Here is a 19545-nt window from a genome sequence, read left to right as displayed (position 1 = left end):
GGTCAGGCTCCCTGCGACGAACGGCTGAACATCGCCCGCGTGAACAGCGGCCGATTGCGCACGCGCAGCCAGAAGATGAACGCGACGACCACCGCCACCAGGATGTGCAAGCTCACGAGCCCAACCCCGAAAGACATCTTGCCTTGCTCGATCCACGACTGCACCACGTTCAACAGATTCGAATACGTCAGATAGATCAGGACGGCCATCACCAGATTGATCGTGCGGCTGCGCCGCGGGTTCTGGTGCGCAAGCGGAATCGCCAGCAGCACCAGGTTGATCGCGATCAGCGGCAGCCCCGCGCGCCATGCAAATTCGGCGAGGTTTTCGCGGGTCGGATTGCGGAACAGATCGAGCGTTGGCGTGCCGGTGGTGGTCGGCGTACTGACGACCGGCTGGCTCTGGATCTTCACGCCATAGCGCTCGAACTCCATGATGCGGAAATCCGGGTGCCCCGGTTCGCCGTCGTAGCGGCGGCCGTTTTCCAGCACCACGAAGCGGTCGCCGTTCTTATGCGTCTCGGTATGGCCGTTCTTCGACACCACCACGTTGACCTTGCCGTTCTCGGTGCTGGTCACGAACACGTTCTCGACGTGCCCCTGATCGGGCGACATCTTTTCGATGAAGAACACCCGGTGGCTGGTGGCCGACTCGCGGAACTGGCCCGGCGCCAGCAGCGAGACCTCGTCGCGCTGCTGGAAGCGCGCGCGGATCAGCTTGCTCTGCTGATTCGACCACGGCCAGCCGACGAACACGAAAAACATGATGAGGATGATGATCGGCGTGGCGAAAATACCGATTGGCTTGATGAAGCGGGTCAAACTGACCCCCGAGGACAGCCACACGACCATCTCGGAGTCTTTGTACCACCGCGTCAGGACGAACAGGATCGACACGAACAGGGTCGCGACGAGCATGATCGCCAGATAGCCGATCACGGTCAGGCCGATCAGCACCAGCACGTCGCGCGGATCGATCTCGCCCGAGGCTGCGAAGCCGACGATGCGGATCATCATCGTCGTCAGCACGAGCGTGAGGAGAACCATGAACACGGCACCAGCCGTATACGCGAGTTCGCGCTGGAGGGAGCGTTCGAAGATCATTATTGATGATGAGAGGGGGTGCTCTCAGTGGCGTGCGGATTGCTTCCCGTCACGCCCCCGGTGCAGCCGCCGCGGGAAAAATAGCGGATAATTGCGGCTTTCATCCTAAGCCCAGATTTTATCCGAGGACAAGCGCGATGGACTTTAGCATAAAAGCCTGTGATTGGACCAAAGGCTCGTCAAACGGTTTCCTGACCGGGAAATCCGATTGCATCGTAATCGGCGTGTTCGAGTCGCAAACGCTCTCGGGCGCTGCGCTGGAAATCGACGCGGCTACCAAGGGCCTGTTGACCCGCATCATCAAAGCCGGCGACATGGACGGCAAGGCCGGCACCACGCTGTTCCTGCACGAAGTGTCCGGCATCGGCGCCTCGCGCGTGCTGCTGGTCGGCCTCGGCAAACAGGATGCTTTCAGCCAGAAAGCCTACGGCGAAGCCGTGCGGGCCGCCTGGCGCGCATTGCTCCCCACCAAGATCGTCCAGGTCACCTTCACGCTCGCACAACTGCCGATCCTCGAGCGCTCGGCCGATTGGGGCGTGCGCGCCGCGATCCTAGCGCTGCGCGAGCTGACCTACAAGTTCACGCAGATGAAGAGCAAGCCGGACAATTCGGCGCGCGCGTTGAAGCGCATCGTCTTCAGCGTCAATACCGGCGACGAGAAAGCCGCCAAGCTCGCCGCGAAGCAGGGCGCCGCGCTTGCCAACGGCATGGATCTGACGCGCGACCTCGGCAACCTGCCGAGCAACGTCTGCACGCCGACCTACCTCGCCAACACCGCGAAGAAGCTCGCCAGGGACTGGAAGCTGAAGGTCGAAGTGCTCGGCGAAAAGCAGGCTGAAGCGCTCAAGATGGGCTCGTTCCTGTCGGTCACGGCCGGCTCGGTCGAACCGGCGCAGTTCATCGTGCTGCAGTACCACGGCGGTGCCGCGAAAGCCGCGCCGGTGGTGCTGGTCGGCAAGGGCGTCACGTTCGACACCGGCGGCATTTCGCTCAAGCCGGGCGAAGGCATGGACGAGATGAAGTACGACATGTGCGGCGCCGGTTCGGTGCTGGGCACGTTGCGCGCAGTCGCCGAAATGGGCCTGAAGATCAACGTCGTCGGCATCATTCCGGCTGTCGAGAACGTGCCGTCGGCTACCGCCACCAAGCCGGGCGACATCGTCACCAGCATGAAGGGCCTGACGATCGAAGTGCTGAACACGGACGCCGAAGGCCGGCTGATCCTGTGCGACGCGCTGACTTATGCCGAGCGCTTCAAGCCGGCAGCGGTGATCGACATCGCCACGCTGACGGGTGCCTGCATCATCGCGCTGGGCCATCACAACAGCGGTTTGTTCTCGAAAGACGACGCGCTGGCGGGCGAGCTGCTCGACGCGTCGCGTGAAGCGTCCGATCCGGCCTGGCGTCTGCCGCTCGACGAGGAGTATCAGGAGCAGCTCAAGTCGAACTTCGCGGACCTTGCCAACATCGGCGGCCGTCCGGCGGGCAGCGTGACGGCGGCGTGCTTCCTGTCGCGTTTCGCCGAAGCGTATCCGTGGGCGCATCTGGACATCGCCGGCACGGCGTGGAGGAGCGGCGCGGCGAAGGGCGCCACTGGCCGCCCGGTGCCGTTGCTCGCGCAGTTCCTGATCGACCGCGCCGCACAATGACGCATTGCAGTAAAGTTGCGGTAGACGCAAAGCGGAGCCGCCGATGACGAGAATCGACTTTCACTCGAACGTCGGCGATTCGTTGCTGTATGCGTGCCGCCTGATCCGCAAGGCGTATCTGGCGGGCCAGCCGACCATCGTGCTGGCCGAGCCGCCGCGCTTGCGGGCTGTCGACGAGCAGCTGTGGACATTCTCGCCGCTCGACTTCGTGCCGCATTGCATGGCGGGCTCGCCGCTCGCCGGAGAAACGCCGATCGTGCTGGCGTCGAATCTCGATGATGTGCCGCACCATCAGGTGTTGCTCAATCTCGGCGCTTCGGTACCGGCGCAGTTCGCGCGCTTCGAAAGATTGCTGGAAGTGGTCGGTAACACGCACGACGAACTCGCTGCGGGCCGCGAACGCTATCGTTTCTACCGCGATCGCGGCTATGCTTTGAACAACTACAAGCAAGGCAGCTAGCTTTCATCCCGTGCCGCGCCGCGTCGTATCTTCGTGCCTTATCGTGTCGAATGCGGCGCGTGCGCGGTCTGCCTCAGCTTCGACCCACCAAACGGAGGCTGCGCGTGTCCGATCCCCACGATAAATCGATCCCCGTTCTGCACGAGATTCTCGTGCAGGGCGATCCCGCTCAGGCGCGCCACGCGCAAAGCGATACGGCCGCACCGTCGACGCAGCCGGCGCGCGAACCCGCCACTGCGCAAGAACCGACTTTTGTGCAAGAACCGACCCTTGCACCGGAGCCCGCGCATGCAACCGAGCCCACGCTCGCGCCGCAACCGCATGTACGCGCAAAAAAACCGCATAAGTCGTCAAAGGCCATTGAAGCGGAGCACGGGCGAGAGCCTGCGTTCGCCGCGCCGTCAGCGGGGGTGTTCGATCGGGCTGAGCCGCGTGCGCCGATCGAGGCCGGTGCGGTCGTGCCGCCGGATTTCGTGCACGAGGCACCGGCTCCGGCTCATGCGAACCTCGATGCCGATGCGATCGCCGAACGTCTGCGCGGAAGGTTCGCGAGCTTCCTGACGGGAGAGGGGCGCGGCCTTATCGAAGCGCGCTGCCGAGACGCGTTGCAGGAGCACACCGCATGGCTCGTCAACCAGATCACGCGCGAAGTGGCGCTGACGCTGGAGGCGGAAATGACCGGTTGGGCACGTGAAGCGGTAGAGGAAGAGATCGCGCGGCGCTCGGGCAGCGCTTAAACAGGGAAGAGGGCGCTTCTTTATCCGGGCGCCTTTTTTATTTAAGCGTCTTCATTTAAGTGTCAATACCCAGCTCGCCAGCAAGGCCGCCTGATCGGGCGTGAGTTGCGTATTCGCGGGCATCGGCACCGCTCCCCACACGCCCGTGCTGCCATCCATAATCTTGTGCTTCAGATACGTAGCGGCATCTTCGCGTCCGGAATATTTCGCGGCGACATCGTGCAGCGCCGGCCCCATGATTGGACGCGTCACCGAGTGACAGCTCATGCAGTTCTGCTGCTGGGCAAGCGCGAGGCCTTGAGCGGCCTCCGCGTGCGCCGAACTGCCCGCGCCTGATGCGGCGATCAACACACTGGCCACCGCAAGCGCTGCATACGACATTGATTTCATTATGGTCTCCGTCGGTGCAGGTGCCCGACTCGTGGTTCAGGCATTATAAAAGGAAAGGGGCGCACGGTATTCCGTGCGCCCCTTTGCGCTCTTATGTGGCTCTTATGTGGCTTCTTCGTAGCGCCGGGCGGTGCGTTAATCCGCCTCGAATCGAGGCGAATCTGCGCATGCTCGATGCGCGATCAGCCCGTGACAGCGCCCTTGTTGGCCGGCAGCGCCAACGCGGAGTACTTCGCCAGCACGCCACGCGTGTAACGCGGCTTCGGCGCTTGCCATGCGGCGCGGCGGCGTTCCAGTTCGGCGTCGTCGATGTTCAGTTGCAGCAGCAGCTTGTGCGCATCGATCGTGATCGAATCGCCTTCCTGCACGAATGCGATCGTGCCGCCCACAAACGCTTCCGGTGCGACGTGACCGACCACCATGCCCCACGTGCCGCCCGAGAAGCGGCCGTCGGTGATCAGGCCCACGGTTTCGCCGAGGCCCTTGCCGATGATCGCCGAAGTGGGGGCGAGCATTTCCGGCATGCCGGGGCCGCCCTTCGGACCGAGGTAGCGCAGCACGACGACGTCGCCGGCCTTGATCTTGTCGGCCAGGATCGCTTCCAGCGCACTTTGCTCGTCGTCGAACACGCGGGCCGGGCCGGTGATGACCGGGTTCTTCAGGCCGGTGATCTTGGCGACGGCGCCGTCCGGTGCCAGGTTGCCCTTCAGGATCGCGAGGTGGCCTTCCTTGTACAGCGCCTTCTCGATCGGGAAAATCACCTGCTGATCGGCGCGCGGCTTGCTTGGCACGTCCTTCAGTTCTTCGGCCAGCGTCTTGCCGGTGATCGTGATGCAATCGCCGTGCAAGAGACCTGCGTCGAGCAGAATCTTCATGACTTGCGGAATGCCGCCTGCTTTATGCAGATCGGTCGCGACGAACTGGCCCGACGGCTTCAGGTTGCAGATCACCGGCACTTTCTTGCGCATGCGCTCGAAGTCTTCGATGCTCCATTCCACCTCGGCCGCGTGCGCGATCGCCAGATAATGCAGCACGGCGTTGGTCGAACCGCCGGTCGCCATGATCACGGCCACGGCGTTTTCGATCGACTTCTTCGTGATGATGTCGCGCGGCTTCAGGTCCTTCTTGACCGCTTCGACCAGCACGCGCGCCGATTCGGCCGCCGAGTCGACCTTTTCCTGGTCCGGATTGGCCATCGTCGACGAATACAGCAGCGACATGCCCAGTGCTTCAAACGACGAGCTCATCGTGTTGGCGGTGTACATGCCGCCGCACGAACCCGTCGACGGGCATGCGTTCTTTTCGACCCCTTCGAAATCTTCCTGCGACATCCGGCCTGCCGTGAATTCGCCGACCGCTTCGAACGACGACACGATGGTCAGGTCCGTCCCCTTCCAGTTGCCCGGACGGATCGTGCCGCCATACACGTAGATGCCCGGCACGTTCATGCGCGCGAGGCCGATCATGCCGCCCGGCATGTTCTTGTCGCAGCCGCCGATCACGACCACGCCGTCCATCCATTGGCCTTGCACGCAGGTCTCGATGCAGTCGGCGATCACTTCGCGCGACACCAGCGAGTACTTCATGCCTTCAGTGCCCATCGACATGCCGTCCGAGATCGTCGGCGTGCCGAAGATCTGCGGATTCGCGTCGGCACCCTTGACCGCGACGACTGCCGCGTCGGCCAGACGCTGCAGGCCGGCGTTACACGGCGTGATGGTCGAGTGACCGTTGGCGATGCCGATCATCGGCTTGTCGAAATCTTCCTTCTGATAGCCGAGTGCGTAGTACATCGAGCGGTTCGGCGAACGCGCCACGCCTTGCGTGATGTTCTTCGAACGACGGTTGTATGCCATGGGGAACTCCAATCTGTTTTGTTTTGATCTGTGCGGCGGGTTCGCTGCGCGCTTTGCTGTTTCGCTGCCTCGCGCGCGGCGGGAGGCTCGCCGGCTACGTCAGTCCAGTTTAGTTCCGACGTGTCGCGCAAGGATGCAGTTTTGCGAAGCGCGTGTCCAATATATTATTCAGGCTGGATTAGGTCGTAAAATATATTAATCATGTTGCCTGCTATCCCAGACCTGCGCCAGTTGCGCTATTTCGTCACCGTCGCCGAAGAAAAGCACTTCGGGCGGGCGGCCGCGCGCCTCTCGATGACGCAGCCGCCGTTGTCGCAGGCCATTCGCGCGCTGGAGGAGACGCTCGGCGTCGCGCTGTTCGCGCGCACCAAGCGCTCGGTCGAACTGACGCCGGTGGGCGCGGATCTGCTGCCCGAAGTGCAGCGCCTGCTGGCGAGCGCCGAGGGGCTGCGGCCGTTGGCGCAGAGTCTGGCGCGCGGCGAAGCGGGCGTATTGTCGCTGGCGTTCGTCTCCACGGCGGATTACGGCCTGCTGCCGCTGTTGCTGCGCGATTTCGGCGCGCGTCATCCGCGCGTGCGGCTGGAGTTGACCGAGGCGACCAGCGACGTGCAGGTCGACGAACTGGTAGCCGGGCGCATCGATGCGGGGCTGGTGATCGCGCCGCTGCCGTCGCGGCACGCCACCCAGCTCTCATGGCTGCCGATCGCGCGCGAACCGCTGGTGATCGCGATGTCGTCGGACATGGCGGCGCGCGTGGGCGGCGCTGCCGAAGCGCGCGCCGAGTGGCTGGACACGCCGATCAGCCTGCGCGACGTCGCCGATGCGCCGCTCGTCATCTTCCCAAGACGTCTGGCGCCAGGCTTTTATGACATCATTATGGATTGCTACGGCGTGGCGGGCCTCGCGCCCCGGGTCGGGCAGGAGGCGATTCAGATGCAGACGATCGTGAGCCTCGTGTCGGCCGGAATGGGTGTCGCACTGGTGCCGCAATCGTTGCGTAATCTGCGCCGCACCGGTGTCGTGTACCGGCCGCTCTCCGAGTCGGTGCCGGCGATCGAGACGGGACTCGTCTGGCGCACGGCGGAGGTGAGCCCGGTGTTGGCCGGCTTCATCGAGATCGTGCGCGCGCATGCGGCCACGGTCGAGGCGCAGGTTGTTGCGTCGCCTGGGTCGCTTCGATAGGCGCGTCGCGAACGCATTTCACGCCGAACCGTCCAATGCATGCGCCGCATGATGCGCGCGCCGCCCGCTACTGGAAAATCCGCTTCTGAACCTGAACTGCCCATAACAACACGATGCTCATTCACCCGAATTTCGACCCCGTTGCCATTCATCTGGGGCCGCTCGCTGTGCGCTGGTATGGACTGATGTACCTCGTCGCGTTTATCGCGGCGATCGTCGTCGGCCGGCTGCGGCTGCGTTTGCCGTACGTCGCCGCGCAAGGCTGGACCGTCAAAGACATCGACGACATGCTGTTCTACGGCGTGATCGGCACCATTCTCGGGGGCCGGCTCGGCTATGTGCTGTTCTATAAGGCGAGTTTCTATTTCGCGCATCCGCTCGACATCTTCAAGGTGTGGGAAGGCGGCATGTCGTTTCACGGCGGCTTCCTCGGCGTGACGCTGGCGATGGTGCTGTTCGCGTATCAACGCAAGCGCTCGTGGCTGCAAGTCACCGATTTCGTCGCTCCGATGGTGCCGACGGGGCTCGCGGCAGGGCGCCTCGGCAACTTCATCAACGGCGAATTGTGGGGGCGCGTGACCGATCCGGCGGCGCCGTGGGCGATGCTGTTTCCGGGCGCCGCGCCCGATGACGCCGCGTGGCTTACCGCGCATCCGCAACTGGCCGCGCAGTGGCATCTGAACGAAGTGTTTGCGCAATATCACATGCTGCCGCGCCATCCATCGGAGTTGTATGAGATTGCCCTCGAAGGCGTCGCGTTGTTCTTCGTGCTGTTTTTCTTCTCGCGCAAACCGAAGCCGATGGGCGCGATCTCGGCGGTGTTCCTGATCGGCTACGGGCTCGCGCGCTTCACGGTGGAGTTCGCGCGTGAGCCGGACGATTTCCTTGGGCTTCTGGCAATGGGCCTCTCGATGGGCCAATGGCTCTCGCTGCCGATGATTCTCGCGGGCATCGTCATGCTGGTGTGGGCGTATCGCCGCGCGCGCCGTCAGCAGGCTCAGGCGGTCGGCGCGAACTGATCACTACGGTATATCGTTTGTGTGATTCTATGGTCATGCGCGCCGTGAGCCGGCGCGGGCGGTCAGCACGAACTAACGCTACGGTTTATCGTAGCCAATGAAAAACGCCACGGCATGCCGTGGCGTTTTCTTTTGCAGCAGGTACGTACAGCGTAAAGTGTAAAGCGCGTTACTTCATCTGCACAGAGCCCGACACATTGACCGTCACCGTCGACATGCCGCCTTCGATCGGCACCGGTGCCGAGGCCTTCGCGTCGGCGCTCATTGCGCGTGCGCTCATCATCATCATGGGACGCGGCATGACGCCGTTATGCCCGACGTTGACTTCGCGAATCGAATAGCCGCTGTAGCCGAACGCCTGCGCCGACGAAGAAGCCTGCTCGCGGAACGACTTGATTGCTTCGCCGGTGAGCTTCTGTTCGGCAGCGCGCTGCGCTTCGGGCGACAACGAGAATTGCACGTTGCCGACCTGCATGATCGATGCCATCTCACCAGCGAGCTTCGACGCGGCGGCGAAGTCGTGCGACTTGAGCACGACTTCCGTACGGCCGCGCCACGCGGAAATGCGGCCGTCGCGGTCGGTGGACGGATAGATCGAGAACGAACCTGTCCGCGCGGTCACGCCATTCACACCCTTGGCCTTTTGCAGCGCCGAATCGGCGTGCTGATTCAGCGTTGACGTGAGCGCCGACGGATCGCTCGCTTGCTGCTCATAAAACAGCGTGATATCGACAACGTCTTGCGGCACGTCCGCGCTTGCCTGTGCATTCAGCGACAGCACGCCGGCCGGCTGATATTGCGTCACGCCTTGGGCGCGCGCCATGGCCGGCGTCAATGCGAGGGCGGCAGGGGCCACGCACACAAGAGCGAGTGCGAGTGCACGTGCAGTGTTTTTTGTCATTCCTGGACTCCTTGCTTGAACAGGTTATGCGCGATTGGAGCGAACGGGATGCAATGGCACGGCGTTTGCAAGTCCCGTTTGCGAGTCCGTTAGGCGCTTGTAACCTCGGCTTGGTTCCCCAATTTGACGTAGCTTTAACGTTTGAGTCCTGGTTTGCTTCTGTTTTGCATGTGCGGCAGCGACAACGCGCCGCACGTGCAAATGCAGCTTTAAACAAGCCGCTTTGTGATGAAGCGCCATTCGGCTTCGGTCACCGGTGTGATCGACAAACGGTTGCCCTTTGCCAGCACGCGCATGTCCGCGAGTTCTTCATGCTCGCGCAACGCGGCAAGCGGAATCAACGGGATCTTCTTCTTGAATACCACGTCGACGAGTAGCCAACGCGGCGTTTCCTGCGACGACTTCGGATCGAAGTAGGGACTCTTCTTGTCGAACTGCGTCGGATCTGGATAAGCGGTGGACGACACTTCGGCGAGCCCCGCGATGCCCGGCTCCGGACAACTCGAGTGATAGAACAGCACGCCGTCGCCGACCTGCATCATGTCGCGCATGAAGTTGCGCGCCTGATAGTTGCGCACGCCGGTCCACGGCAACGTGCGTTGCGGTGCGTTGGCGAGATGGTCGATGCTTGCTTCGTCCGGTTCGGACTTCATTAGCCAGTAGCGCATGAATCGAATTGAACGTAGAGAGGTTGAAGATACGAAAGAAAAAACCGGAGCCCAAAGAAAAACGGCACCGAACCAAAGTCCGATGCCGTTCTAAATAAGGTCCCCGCCTTAGCCGCTAGGCCGGCATCCTGAACCGGGGGTTCAGAATTGGTCGCAGTTAGCAGCACTTCGGGTACATCAGACAGAGTGACGCGCACACCCGTGCTACAAATTTCCACAACCGTGCACATGGCATTGGTTCAAGGAATATATGACCTTGGCAAACCAGGCAGGGAAGCTAAACCGATTGAACTCAAACACTTGCTGAGTCTTTGCTCATGCATTTTGTTTGAATCCGCAGCCGGTCCCAAGACCAGCCGCTAGATACTTACTGCATGCTGTACTGCTGAATCACAGCACCCAGTTGTTCGTTCATTTGACGCATTGTACGCCGGATTTCTTCAGCGGGAAATGCTTCTCCGTGTCGCACGCTCGTTTGCAGCTTAAGCAGTTCCGATGCCAGCGACAGCGCGGCCATGACGGCAATGCGATCCGTGCCGCGCACGTTGCTGTTATTGCGGATCTTCGACATTTCGGCGTCCACGCGTGCCACCGCCTCGAGCAGTGCTGCTTCGGTTTCCGGCGAGCAGGCGAGACGATACGGCACGCCGAGAATCGATACTTCGATCTGCTTTGTGGTCATGCATTTTCTCCGTGGCGGGTGGCGGCGCTGTCCGCTTCGACCTCGTGCTGTGCGGGTTCGAGCAGGTCGAGCTGATTATCAGGCTCGCTCTGCGCGCGTGCCCGCGGCAGTTTTTCGAGAATCGCATTCAGGCGTACCTGTGCGTCGTCGATCTTCGCCGACAGCGCGTCGCGTTCCGCTTGCAGCGCATCGCGTTCCTCGCGCAGCAACGCGAGTTCAGTACGCGTGGCCTCCGCATCGGCGCGCATTTGGCCGAGCTGCTCTTCGAGCGCGAGTCGCGCTTCATTGTGGCGCTGGCTGATCGCAATCAGCTTGCCGATATTTTGTGAAAGTGTTTCGAGTTCGGTGAGCATGTGCTGCGTCCTCTAAAGACCTCGCATTTTAGCGCGGAATGTCGCAGGTTCCGATAATTGTCTCGTTTCGAGACGTAACAACCTCGCTTTGTGCAGCCTTTTATCGACCATATGACGAAAATCGACGCCTGCATCGGACAATAATCCGCACTTAACCGAACAGATCGAGCACGGATTAACCATTCTTGACGGACCCCGGGGCCGCTCCTAAACTGGCCGCACTTTGGTGCCCGCGCGTGCTTATCGACAGTGCGCGCAGTTAAACGGGAAGCAGGGCGCGACGTTCGCCTGAACGCGCCAGCCTGCGCTGCCCCCGCAACGGTAAGCGACCGCATGTCGTCATGCAGGTCGATCCCGATCGTGTGTTCGAAGCTGAACACGCGAGTGTGCCACTGCGCGTCACGCGTGGGAAGGCGGGATCGATGTGTCGCCAGCCCGGATACCGGCCAGAGGGAGAGGTGCGTGCCGCGCAAATTCGTAAAAAGCGCGGGCGCCTCGTTACGCATCGGCCTGCGGGGAAGCGGGCCGCGCACGCTATTCACAGGAATATCATCCCATGCTGTCCCCCATCGCTCGCACGGCGTTGCTCGCCTTTGCGGGCCTGCCGCTTGATGCGCACGCTCAGGCTGCGTCTTCGTCAGCTACTTCTTCCGTTTCTTCTTCAGTGAGTTCGTCGGATACCGGCACGGCGAGTTCTTCTCCCACGGTGTTGTCGCCCGTTGTGGTCACCGCCGGGCGCGGGCCGCAGCCGCTCGCCGATACGATCCCGCAGACCACACTATTCGATCAGCAGGATATCGCCGACACGACCGCGACCGATTTGCCCGGCCTGCTGCAACTCGTGCCCGGCGCACAAATCTCGCGCACGGGCGGCCCTGGTTCGACCGCGAGCCTGTTCCTGCGCGGCGCATCGTCGACTCAATCGCTGGTGCTGATCGACGGCGTGCGGGTCGACTCGGTGAGTCTCGGTGCGCCGCAACTCGCGCAGATCCCGCTCGATCAGGTCAATCACGTCGAAGTGGTGAACGGCAATGTGTCCGCGTTATACGGCTCGGGCGCGATCGGCGGCGTCGTGCAGGTGTTCACGAAAGACGGTGGCGATCATCCGCCGCGCTTCAATTTTTCGGTGGGCTACGGCAGCTATCACACGCAGACGCAGCAGGCCGGCGTGAACGGTGCGTTGGATAAAGACGGCAAGACCACCTTCAGCATCTCTCTCGCGCGCTCGAAAGACGACGGCTTCTCGTCGCTCAATCCCAGTGAGGCGCCCAACGCGAATCCGAATGCGAACGGCTATCTGAACGAGAGCATCTCTGCCTCGTTGCGTCACAAGTTCAATGACAAGTGGGACGCAGGCGTCACGTATTTCCAGTCGAACGGCAACAATAGCTACGATAACGCGTACGGCGTGCCGACCGATTTGAACAACCTGTATAGCAAAGTGCGGCAAATGTCGGTGTTCGCGAACGGCAAGGTGACCGGCTGGTGGACCACCCACTTTATCGTCGCCGAAGGCGACGACCGCAGCGTGTCGAACACCAACGGCGTGTACAACGGCCGCTTCGATACCGACAATCGCCAGTACACGTGGCAGAACGATTTCGCGCTCGCCGCGCAGCAGAAGCTGCAGGTCGGCTATGAGCATCTCGACCAGAGCCTCGACTCGGATACGTTCGCGGCCCCCGACCGGCATGTGAATTCGGGTTTCGCCGGCTTTACGGGGCGTTTTGGGCGCAGCCAGATTCAGGCCAACGTGCGGCGCGACCAGTATTCCGATTTCGGCGGGGCGAACAGTTACTATCTCGGTTACGCCTTCGACATCACCGAGCATTGGAAGGTGAGCGCAAGCTATTCGGATGCGTTTCGCGCGCCGAGCTTCGACGATCTGTACTATCCGATCAGCGGCAATCCGTCGATTCAACCTGAGCGCAGTCATTCGATCGAAGCCGCGTTGCAGTATGCGTCGGCCGCGCTTGGCGTGATGCGCCTGAGCGCGTTCCAGACACGCTATTCGAATCTGATCAACTACCAGCAGGTCACGCCGGGCATCTATCTGGCAGAGAACGTCGGACACGCGAAGGTGCAGGGGCTCGAGGGGTCGTGGAGCGGTCATGTCGGCAAGACGGATGTGCGCGCCTCGGTGACGCTGCAAAATCCCGTCGATCTCGACAACGATGTCGACCTCGTACGGCGTGCGCGGCGTTTCGCGTCGCTGGCGGTGAATCGCAGTATGGCGGGGTGGCGTGTCGGCGGCGAGTGGATCGTCAGCGGCGCGCGCGACGATAGCAGCGGCAAGTTGGGCGGCTACGGTGTGGTGAATCTGTCGGCGCGCTACAACATCACGAAGGCGTGGTACGTGGCCGCGCAAATCCAGAACCTGTTGGATAAGGACTATGAAACGGCCTACTCGTATAACTCGCCGCGGCGCGGTGCGTATCTCACGGTCGGTTGGCAGCAGCAGTGACGAGCGCGCCTGCCTGAGATTGCACGAATGAACCGCAGCTCGGGTCCGATGATCACGACGGCGATGCCCGTCATGAGCGCGAAGCGCGCGGCTGCGATCTGGCTCGCGCTTGCCGTGCTCGCGCTGGCTGTGCTGATGGCGTCGCTCGCGCTCGGCAGCGTGCCGCTCGCGCCCGCGCGCGTGCTGGCGGCGCTCATGCCGTCGCATGTCGAGTCAGCCGATCTTGCAGGCGAGATCGTGCGCACGCTGCGCTTGCCGCGCGCGGTCGCCGGCTTCGCGTGCGGCGCGTTGCTCGCGTTAGCCGGGGCGTTGTTGCAGGTGCTGCTGCGCAATCCGTTGGCCGAGCCCTACGTGTTAGGCGTGTCGGGCGGCGCGGCGACTTTTGCCCTCGTCGCGATGATCGTCGGTTGCGCGTGGTGGATCGTCGATGCAAGCGCGTTCGCGGGGGCATTCGTGTCGATCCTGCTGGTGCTCGGTCTGGCGCGCCGCGAGTTGTGGCGCGGCGAGCCGCAGGATACGTCGCCGCGTTTGCTGTTGACCGGCGCGGTGATCGCGGCCGGTTGGGGCGCCGTCATCACGTTGCTGCTCAACATTGCGCCCGACAATCGCCTGCGCGGCATGCTGTTCTGGCTGACCGGCGACCTCAACGGCGGCGCGATGCCATGGACCGCGCTCGCCGCGCTGCTCGTCGTGCTGATCGCAATCGTGCCCGCGGCGCCGCGGCTCAATGTGCTGCTGCGTGGCGATGCCGCCGCTCAGGCGCTCGGCGTCGCGGTGATGCCGCTGCGCTTGCGCGTGTATCTGGTGGCGTCGCTGGCGGCGGCCGCGGCAGTGACGACAGCCGGCACCATCGGCTTTGTCGGCCTGGTGGTGCCGCATATGCTGCGGCTCGCGTTCGGCAACGATCAGCGCATGCTGCTGCCGGCCGCCGCGCTCGGTGGCGGTGTCGCGGTGATGGGCGCCGATCTGATCGCGCGCATCGTGGTCGCGCCGGCGCAATTGCCGGTCGGCGTGATTACCTCGATCGTCGGCGTGCCGGTGTTTTTGTGGATGCTGTTGCGCAGGCGCCGATGATGCAAGCACCCAACTCCACCCATGCCACGCTCAGCGCGCAACGTGTCACGTTGCGCGCTGGCTCGCGAACACTGCTCGATGCGTTCACGCATACGTTCTACGAAGGCGAGATCTGGTGTATCGCCGGCCCGAACGGTGCGGGCAAGACGACGCTGATCTCGACGCTCGCCGGCCTCTTGCATCCGTCGGCTGGGCACGTCGAACTCGATGGCGTGCGTCTCGCCGACTGGCAGCCGCTGCCGCTCGCGCAGCGTCGCGCATTGATGCCGCAAAGCGCGCACGATGCGTTCAGTGCGAGCGTGCTCGATATCGTGATGCTCAACCGCTTTCCGCATCTGACCGGCTGGGGCTGGGAGCGTGAGGCCGATCGCGCTGCCGCGCATGCCGCGCTGGATGCGCTAGGCCTTGCCGAATTCGCCGCGCGCGACGTGCTGTCGCTCTCGGGCGGCGAACGGCAACGCGTCGCGCTGGCCGCGGTGTTGTGCCAGCAAGCGCCGTTGTTGCTGCTCGACGAACCGCTATCGCATCTCGATCTGCATCATCAGATCGACTGCCTCGACGCGTTGACCGCCTGGACGCGCGAGCCTCGGCGTACAGTGATGTTTTCGTGTCACGACCTGAATCTCGGGCGCCGCTTCGCGACGCATGCGCTGCTGCTCGACGGCGACGGCGGTGCCTATGCCGGGCCGGTGCAAGACGTACTGACGCCCGAGCTGACAAGCCGTGCATTCGGCTATCCGTTGATTCTGATTCGCGACGGCGAGCATGAGGCGTTGATTCCCGCGCCGCGCTCGCGGCACGAATCGCCGGGCGGTTATGACACTCGGGCAAGTTAAACGCTTTATAAGCGCTGCATAAGCGCTTCACAAAAAACATTCTCTCTTCCGAAAAACGTCTATGACTTCTTTGCCAGGTTTGCTGCGATTGCCCGAGGTCGAACCGCTCGATCAAACGTTGCGCGACGAACTGCAACACATTATCGATACCAAGACCAAGCCGCCCGGCAGCCTCGGCCGGCTCGAGGGGTTGGCGCGTCAAATGGGTTTGATCCAGCGCACCACGCGTCCCACGGTCGAACGTCCGGCGATGATCGTATTTGCCGGCGATCACGGCATTGCTAATGAAGGTGTGAGTCCCTATCCGCAAGCCGTGACCGCGCAGATGGTCGCCAACTTCCTCGCGGGCGGCGCGGCGATCAATGCGTTGAGCCGCGTTGCCGGTGCCGAACTCGAAGTGGTCAATGCGGGGATCGCGACACCGTTGCCGTCCACTGAAGGTCTGATCGACATTCCGGTCGCGGCCGGCACCCGCAACTTCGCGCACGAACCCGCCATGACGCGCGGCGAGGCGCTTGCGGCGATGCAAGCGGGCGCCGCTCGCGTGCGGCATCACGCGGCGCTCGGCAGCAACGTAATCGGCTTCGGCGAGATGGGGATTGCGAATACGTCGTCGGCCGCGTGTTTGATGAGCCGCCTGTGCGGTGTGCCGATCGACGAATGCGTCGGCCGCGGCACGGGTCTCGACAACGCGGGGCTCGCGAAAAAGCGCAACGTGCTCGCGTCGGCGCTCGCGCGTCACGCCGTCTCCACGGATCCGCTCGACGTGCTCGCCACGTTCGGCGGCTTCGAAATCGCGATGATGGCAGGCGCGTATCTCGCCGCCGGCGAAGCGCGTATGACGATCCTGGTCGACGGCTTCATCGCGACTGCGGCGTTGCTGGTCGCCGACGCGCTCGAGCCCAACGTGCGCGAGTATTGCGTGTTCGCGCATGCGTCGAATGAAGCGGGGCATCGGCGCATGCTCGACCATTTCGGCGCGCTGCCGTTGTTGTCGCTCGATATGCGTCTCGGCGAAGGCACCGGTGCAGCGCTCGCGGTGCCATTGCTGCGAGCGGCGGTCGCGTTCGTCGGCGAGATGGCGAGTTTCGAATCGGCCGGTGTCGCCAATCGCGATGCATAAGCAGCCTCGCGATCAGCGGCCTCGCAAACTCGCAGGCCCGGTCCGCTCATGAATCCGCTCGCGGAACTGCGCTACTTCTTCACGGCGCTCGGCTATTTCACGCGCGTGCCGGTGCCGCGTTGGGTCGGCTATGAGCCGCACTATCTGAACGCGGCGGCGCGCTATTTTCCGCTTGTCGGCGTGTTGATCGGCGGCTTGAGCGCGCTGGTCTATCTCGCGGCGTTACGGGTCTTTCCGGCGGGTGTGGCGGTGCTGCTGTCGATGGCCGCCTCGCTCGTCGTCACCGGCGCGTTTCACGAAGACGGTCTGGCCGATTGCGTCGATGCGTTCGGTGGCGCCTATACGCGCGACGACGTGCTGCGCATCATGCATGATTCGCGTGTTGGCACATTCGGGGCTATCGCGCTCGTGATCGCGCTGGCGTTGAAGTGGCAAACGCTCGCCGCCATGCCGCCGATGCGCGCGGCAAGTCTGATGATTGCGGCTCATGCGGCTAGCCGCGTCTGCGCGATCAGCTATCTCGCCACGCTCGACTATGTGCGTGCCGAAGGCAAGGCCAAGCCGGTCGCGCAACGCTTGAGCGCCCCCGCGTTGATCTGCGCTGTGGTGTTCGGTTTGCCGTGGCTGTTCTGGCCTGATTGGCCCGACTGGCGGTTTGCCTGCGCGACACTCGCCGTCCTGGCGGTGCTGCGTTTTGCGATGGGCCGTTATTTCGTCAGACGCATCGGTGGGTACACCGGTGACTGCCTGGGCTTCGCTCAACAGATTTTTGAATTGAGCATCTACCTCGTGGGGCTCGCATGGATATCGTCCTGATCCGTCATCCCGCTGTCGCGCTCGATTCAGGCGTGTGTTATGGCGATAGCGACGTAGCGCTTGCCGAGGACGTAGAGGTTTCCGCAAGCGCGCTTGCGTTGAAACTCGCGACTTTGCAGGTGCCGCCACCGCGCGTCCTGATGTCGAGTCCGTTGACGCGTTGCGCGACCCTGGCCGCGGTGATGTCGAACGATTTCGGCTGCGCGCTCAGTCACGATGACCGTCTGAAGGAAATGAACTTCGGCGCCTGGGAGCAGCAGCGCTGGGACGCGATCGATCGTGCGTTGCTGGACGAGTGGGCGGCGAACTTCGAACATGCGCGCGCGCATGGCGGCGAAAGCGTCGCGCAATTCGTCACGCGGGTGCGTGCGTGGTTCGAGGCATTCGCGCAGACGCGCGAATTGACGCCGGCGTATGTCGTCACGCATGCCGGTGTGATTCGCGTGATCGCGTCGCTGGTGCTGGACGTGCCGCTGGAGAACTGTCTGCGGTGGTCGCTGGAGATGGCCGGAATCGTCTGGCTGCGCAGGGACGACGACGCGCAGCAATGGTCGTTGGTGAGGTGGAATGCTTGAGTGCTGTGCGTGTGCGGCTTGCCGCCTCCCCCGGCGGCTGGATGCTAGCCGGTTGGGTTCCTATTCGCGCCACTTTTTCTGAAGGTTTGTCGCGAAAAATCGTATTCGCGCCACTTTTTCCTCCAAGGTGGCGCGAATAGCCCGATTTGTGCCACAATTCAATGAGAAAAGTGGCGCGAATAGGGTTAATCGCGCCACATCGACTCTCCGGTGGCGCGTATGAACAGCAACGGCATCAAACAGGAATTGGATCTGATCGAGCAACTCATCGCGGCAAGCGATGAGGGGCGGGGCGTCCGCGCGCTTGCCGCGGCACTTGCCGCACGCCGGCATCCGATGCCGCGCCGCACGCTGCAACGCCGTCTTGATGCGTTGCTGGAAGCCGGCCGGATTACCTCGGAAGGCGGCGGCCGAGCGGTCGCTTATAAGCGGATTTCCGCTTCAAGCGCGGCCGTTTCCCCTCACCAGGCTCTCACAAGCGCCAGCACCGCAGGCGAAGCCTACGTGCCTGTGTCGACCGCGGGCCTGGAAGTTCGCGCAGAGGTGAACAAGCCGTTGCACGAGCGCCGGCCAGTCGGCTACAACCGCGCATTTCTCGAACGCTATCGTCCCAATCAGGACGCTTACCTATCCCAGGCGCAGCGCGAACGGCTGCATGAGTGGGGCCGCACGTCGGCGGACGCGCGGCCGGCCGGCACCTACGCGCGCGACATCATGAGCAGGCTTCTGATCGATTTGTCGTGGGCATCGTCGCGGCTCGAGGGCAACACTTATACGCGGCTGGATACCGTGCGCCTGATCGAGCAAGGACAAATCGCGGAAGGCAAGGACGCCCAGGAAACGCAGATGATCCTCAACCACAAGGCCGCGATCGAGATGATTGTCGAGAGCGCCGACGAGGTTGGCTTCAACCGTTTCACCGTGCTGAACCTCCACGCGATTCTCTCCGACAACCTGATGTCGGACCCGTTCGCCAGCGGCCGTTTGCGCGCGCGCGAAGTGGAGATCAGCGGCACCGTGTTTTTTCCGCTCGCCGTGCCACAGCAGATCACGGAATGTTTCGAGGCGCTGCTGAACAAGGCCGCGCAAATCGACGATCCATTCGAGCAGGCTTTCTTCGGCATGGTGCACCTGCCGTACCTGCAGCCATTCGAAGACGTCAACAAACGGGTCTCGCGTCTGACCGCGAACATCCCGCTGATCCGGCAGAATCTGTGTCCGCTGTCGTTCGTCGACGTACCCGAGAAGGCCTATATCGAGGGTACGCTCGGCGTGTACGAAACCAATCGCGTCGAGCTGCTGCGCGACGTTTTCATCTGGGCCTACGAGCGTTCGTGTCAACGCTATCTGGCGATTCGACAATCGATCGGCGAGCCGGACGCGTTCCGGCTCAAGTATCGCAATGCGTTGATACAGGTGGTGCAGGAGGTGATTCGCGGCGGCTTTGCCGGCACGCGCGGCGAGATCGAAACGCTTGCGCAGAACCTCGTAGCCGCGGGTGATTTGTCTTCTTTCGTCGACGCGATCCAGTCGGATCTGGACCATCTCTATCTGGGTAACGTCGCCCGTTACCGGTTGCGGCTTTCCGAGTTCGAGCGCTGGCCGTTCAAGCGCTCGGATACCGCCACGCGCTGACGGCTCGCCGCTGGCTCATCGA

The 19545-nt window shown here is 62.9% G+C and carries 19 protein-coding genes, 1 other RNA gene and 1 riboswitch; of the genes, 12 read left to right on the top strand and 8 right to left on the bottom strand.

The window, feature by feature from the left end; genetic code table 11:
- Positions 1–2: 2 nt before the first annotated feature.
- Entirely contained in the window at positions 3–1103 is a 1101-nt protein-coding gene (lptF, locus tag WN982_RS16275) for an LPS export ABC transporter permease LptF (protein WP_341312959.1), read from the bottom strand.
- Between the two features lie 137 nt (positions 1104–1240).
- Between lptF and WN982_RS16270 the strand changes: the two genes are divergently transcribed.
- From WN982_RS16270 to WN982_RS16260, 3 genes are all read left to right on the top strand, one after another.
- On the top strand, positions 1241–2752 hold the full coding sequence (locus tag WN982_RS16270; protein WP_341312958.1) for a leucyl aminopeptidase: 1512 nt from the start codon (positions 1241–1243) through the stop codon (positions 2750–2752).
- Between the two features lie 43 nt (positions 2753–2795).
- Positions 2796–3212: a DNA polymerase III subunit chi gene (locus WN982_RS16265; RefSeq protein WP_341312957.1), complete on the top strand. Its 417-nt coding sequence runs from the start codon at positions 2796–2798 to the stop codon at positions 3210–3212.
- 104 nt (positions 3213–3316) lie between these two features.
- Positions 3317–3949 (top strand): DUF2486 family protein, encoded by a 633-nt coding sequence (locus tag WN982_RS16260; protein WP_341312956.1) that lies wholly within the window; start codon positions 3317–3319, stop codon positions 3947–3949.
- 51 nt (positions 3950–4000) lie between these two features.
- Here the strand turns inward: WN982_RS16260 and WN982_RS16255 are convergent, their stop codons facing one another.
- Complete coding sequence (locus WN982_RS16255) at positions 4001–4339, bottom strand: c-type cytochrome (RefSeq protein WP_341312955.1); 339 nt, start codon at positions 4337–4339, stop codon at positions 4001–4003.
- Between the two features lie 182 nt (positions 4340–4521).
- A complete protein-coding gene (ilvD, locus tag WN982_RS16250) occupies positions 4522–6195 on the bottom strand; it encodes a dihydroxy-acid dehydratase (protein ID WP_341312954.1) in 1674 nt (557 codons plus the stop codon).
- 201 nt (positions 6196–6396) lie between these two features.
- Between ilvD and WN982_RS16245 the strand changes: the two genes are divergently transcribed.
- Both WN982_RS16245 and lgt read left to right on the top strand, forming a co-directional pair.
- On the top strand, positions 6397–7377 hold the full coding sequence (locus WN982_RS16245) for a LysR family transcriptional regulator (protein WP_341312953.1): 981 nt from the start codon (positions 6397–6399) through the stop codon (positions 7375–7377).
- A gap of 113 nt (positions 7378–7490) precedes the next feature.
- The gene (gene lgt / locus WN982_RS16240) at positions 7491–8396 is read left to right on the top strand and encodes a prolipoprotein diacylglyceryl transferase (RefSeq protein ID WP_341312952.1); all 906 of its coding nucleotides are present in this window, start codon (positions 7491–7493) and stop codon (positions 8394–8396) included.
- 169 nt (positions 8397–8565) lie between these two features.
- Here lgt and WN982_RS16235 read toward each other — a convergent pair whose 3' ends face one another.
- The 5 genes from WN982_RS16235 to WN982_RS16215 all read right to left on the bottom strand — a co-directional run bounded on the left by WN982_RS16235 (position 8566) and on the right by WN982_RS16215 (position 11000).
- Complete coding sequence (locus tag WN982_RS16235; protein ID WP_341312951.1) at positions 8566–9297, bottom strand: SIMPL domain-containing protein; 732 nt, start codon at positions 9295–9297, stop codon at positions 8566–8568.
- Positions 9298–9506: 209 nt separating this feature from the next.
- A complete protein-coding gene (locus WN982_RS16230; RefSeq protein ID WP_341312950.1) occupies positions 9507–9965 on the bottom strand; it encodes an EVE domain-containing protein in 459 nt (152 codons plus the stop codon).
- A 96-nt stretch (positions 9966–10061) separates the two neighbouring features.
- Positions 10062–10243: non-coding RNA, 6S RNA (gene ssrS / locus WN982_RS16225), on the bottom strand.
- 89 nt (positions 10244–10332) lie between these two features.
- Complete coding sequence (locus WN982_RS16220; protein WP_341312949.1) at positions 10333–10647, bottom strand: cell division protein ZapA; 315 nt, start codon at positions 10645–10647, stop codon at positions 10333–10335.
- Positions 10644–11000, bottom strand: a complete 357-nt coding sequence (locus WN982_RS16215; protein ID WP_341312948.1) for an ATPase — start codon at positions 10998–11000, stop codon at positions 10644–10646. Before WN982_RS16215 ends, WN982_RS16220 begins: the two co-directional genes overlap by 4 nt.
- Before the next feature lie 207 nt (positions 11001–11207).
- A riboswitch (cobalamin riboswitch) is annotated at positions 11208–11466 on the top strand.
- Between the two features lie 90 nt (positions 11467–11556).
- On the opposite strand from WN982_RS16215, the gene WN982_RS16210 reads away from it, so the two are divergent.
- The 7 genes from WN982_RS16210 (at position 11557) to WN982_RS16180 (ending at position 19523) form a co-directional block, all read left to right on the top strand.
- Complete coding sequence (locus WN982_RS16210; protein WP_341312947.1) at positions 11557–13464, top strand: TonB-dependent receptor; 1908 nt, start codon at positions 11557–11559, stop codon at positions 13462–13464.
- A 27-nt stretch (positions 13465–13491) separates the two neighbouring features.
- Positions 13492–14538, top strand: coding sequence for an iron ABC transporter permease (locus WN982_RS16205; protein ID WP_341312946.1), 1047 nt, complete (start codon positions 13492–13494; stop codon positions 14536–14538).
- A complete protein-coding gene (locus WN982_RS16200) occupies positions 14535–15374 on the top strand; it encodes an ABC transporter ATP-binding protein (protein ID WP_341312945.1) in 840 nt (279 codons plus the stop codon). Before WN982_RS16205 ends, WN982_RS16200 begins: the two co-directional genes overlap by 4 nt.
- Before the next feature lie 61 nt (positions 15375–15435).
- Positions 15436–16497: a nicotinate-nucleotide--dimethylbenzimidazole phosphoribosyltransferase gene (gene cobT / locus WN982_RS16195; protein WP_341312944.1), complete on the top strand. Its 1062-nt coding sequence runs from the start codon at positions 15436–15438 to the stop codon at positions 16495–16497.
- A 48-nt stretch (positions 16498–16545) separates the two neighbouring features.
- Entirely contained in the window at positions 16546–17313 is a 768-nt protein-coding gene (locus WN982_RS16190) for an adenosylcobinamide-GDP ribazoletransferase (protein ID WP_341312943.1), read from the top strand.
- A complete protein-coding gene (gene cobC / locus WN982_RS16185) occupies positions 17298–17888 on the top strand; it encodes an alpha-ribazole phosphatase (protein ID WP_341312942.1) in 591 nt (196 codons plus the stop codon). Before WN982_RS16190 ends, cobC begins: the two co-directional genes overlap by 16 nt.
- A 219-nt stretch (positions 17889–18107) precedes the next feature.
- Entirely contained in the window at positions 18108–19523 is a 1416-nt protein-coding gene (locus WN982_RS16180) for a Fic family protein (RefSeq protein WP_341312941.1), read from the top strand.
- Positions 19524–19545 lie beyond the last annotated feature (22 nt).

Source organism: Paraburkholderia sp. IMGN_8 (assembly GCF_038050405.1).
GTDB lineage: Bacteria > Pseudomonadota > Gammaproteobacteria > Burkholderiales > Burkholderiaceae > Paraburkholderia.
The sequence above is the reverse complement of the archived record's forward strand: the minus strand, read 5'-3'. Positions and strand labels throughout refer to the sequence as shown.

What these genes read in the sequence shown, in the direction of transcription:
- WN982_RS16210 (WP_341312947.1), top strand. Translation starts at nt 11,557, where the DNA reads ATGCTGTCCCCCATCGCTCGCACGGCGTTGCTCGCCTTTGCGGGCCTG.
- WN982_RS16190 (WP_341312943.1), top strand. Translation starts at nt 16,546, where the DNA reads ATGAATCCGCTCGCGGAACTGCGCTACTTCTTCACGGCGCTCGGCTAT.
- lgt (WP_341312952.1), top strand. Translation starts at nt 7,491, where the DNA reads ATGCTCATTCACCCGAATTTCGACCCCGTTGCCATTCATCTGGGGCCG.
- WN982_RS16245 (WP_341312953.1), top strand. Translation starts at nt 6,397, where the DNA reads ATGTTGCCTGCTATCCCAGACCTGCGCCAGTTGCGCTATTTCGTCACC.
- WN982_RS16265 (WP_341312957.1), top strand. Translation starts at nt 2,796, where the DNA reads ATGACGAGAATCGACTTTCACTCGAACGTCGGCGATTCGTTGCTGTAT.
- WN982_RS16235 (WP_341312951.1), bottom strand. Translation starts at nt 9,297, where the DNA reads ATGACAAAAAACACTGCACGTGCACTCGCACTCGCTCTTGTGTGCGTG.
- WN982_RS16200 (WP_341312945.1), top strand. Translation starts at nt 14,535, where the DNA reads ATGATGCAAGCACCCAACTCCACCCATGCCACGCTCAGCGCGCAACGT.
- WN982_RS16230 (WP_341312950.1), bottom strand. Translation starts at nt 9,965, where the DNA reads ATGCGCTACTGGCTAATGAAGTCCGAACCGGACGAAGCAAGCATCGAC.
- WN982_RS16180 (WP_341312941.1), top strand. Translation starts at nt 18,108, where the DNA reads ATGAACAGCAACGGCATCAAACAGGAATTGGATCTGATCGAGCAACTC.
- cobC (WP_341312942.1), top strand. Translation starts at nt 17,298, where the DNA reads ATGGATATCGTCCTGATCCGTCATCCCGCTGTCGCGCTCGATTCAGGC.
- WN982_RS16220 (WP_341312949.1), bottom strand. Translation starts at nt 10,647, where the DNA reads ATGACCACAAAGCAGATCGAAGTATCGATTCTCGGCGTGCCGTATCGT.
- ilvD (WP_341312954.1), bottom strand. Translation starts at nt 6,195, where the DNA reads ATGGCATACAACCGTCGTTCGAAGAACATCACGCAAGGCGTGGCGCGT.
- WN982_RS16270 (WP_341312958.1), top strand. Translation starts at nt 1,241, where the DNA reads ATGGACTTTAGCATAAAAGCCTGTGATTGGACCAAAGGCTCGTCAAAC.
- lptF (WP_341312959.1), bottom strand. Translation starts at nt 1,103, where the DNA reads ATGATCTTCGAACGCTCCCTCCAGCGCGAACTCGCGTATACGGCTGGT.
- cobT (WP_341312944.1), top strand. Translation starts at nt 15,436, where the DNA reads ATGACTTCTTTGCCAGGTTTGCTGCGATTGCCCGAGGTCGAACCGCTC.
- WN982_RS16255 (WP_341312955.1), bottom strand. Translation starts at nt 4,339, where the DNA reads ATGAAATCAATGTCGTATGCAGCGCTTGCGGTGGCCAGTGTGTTGATC.
- WN982_RS16205 (WP_341312946.1), top strand. Translation starts at nt 13,492, where the DNA reads ATGAACCGCAGCTCGGGTCCGATGATCACGACGGCGATGCCCGTCATG.
- WN982_RS16215 (WP_341312948.1), bottom strand. Translation starts at nt 11,000, where the DNA reads ATGCTCACCGAACTCGAAACACTTTCACAAAATATCGGCAAGCTGATT.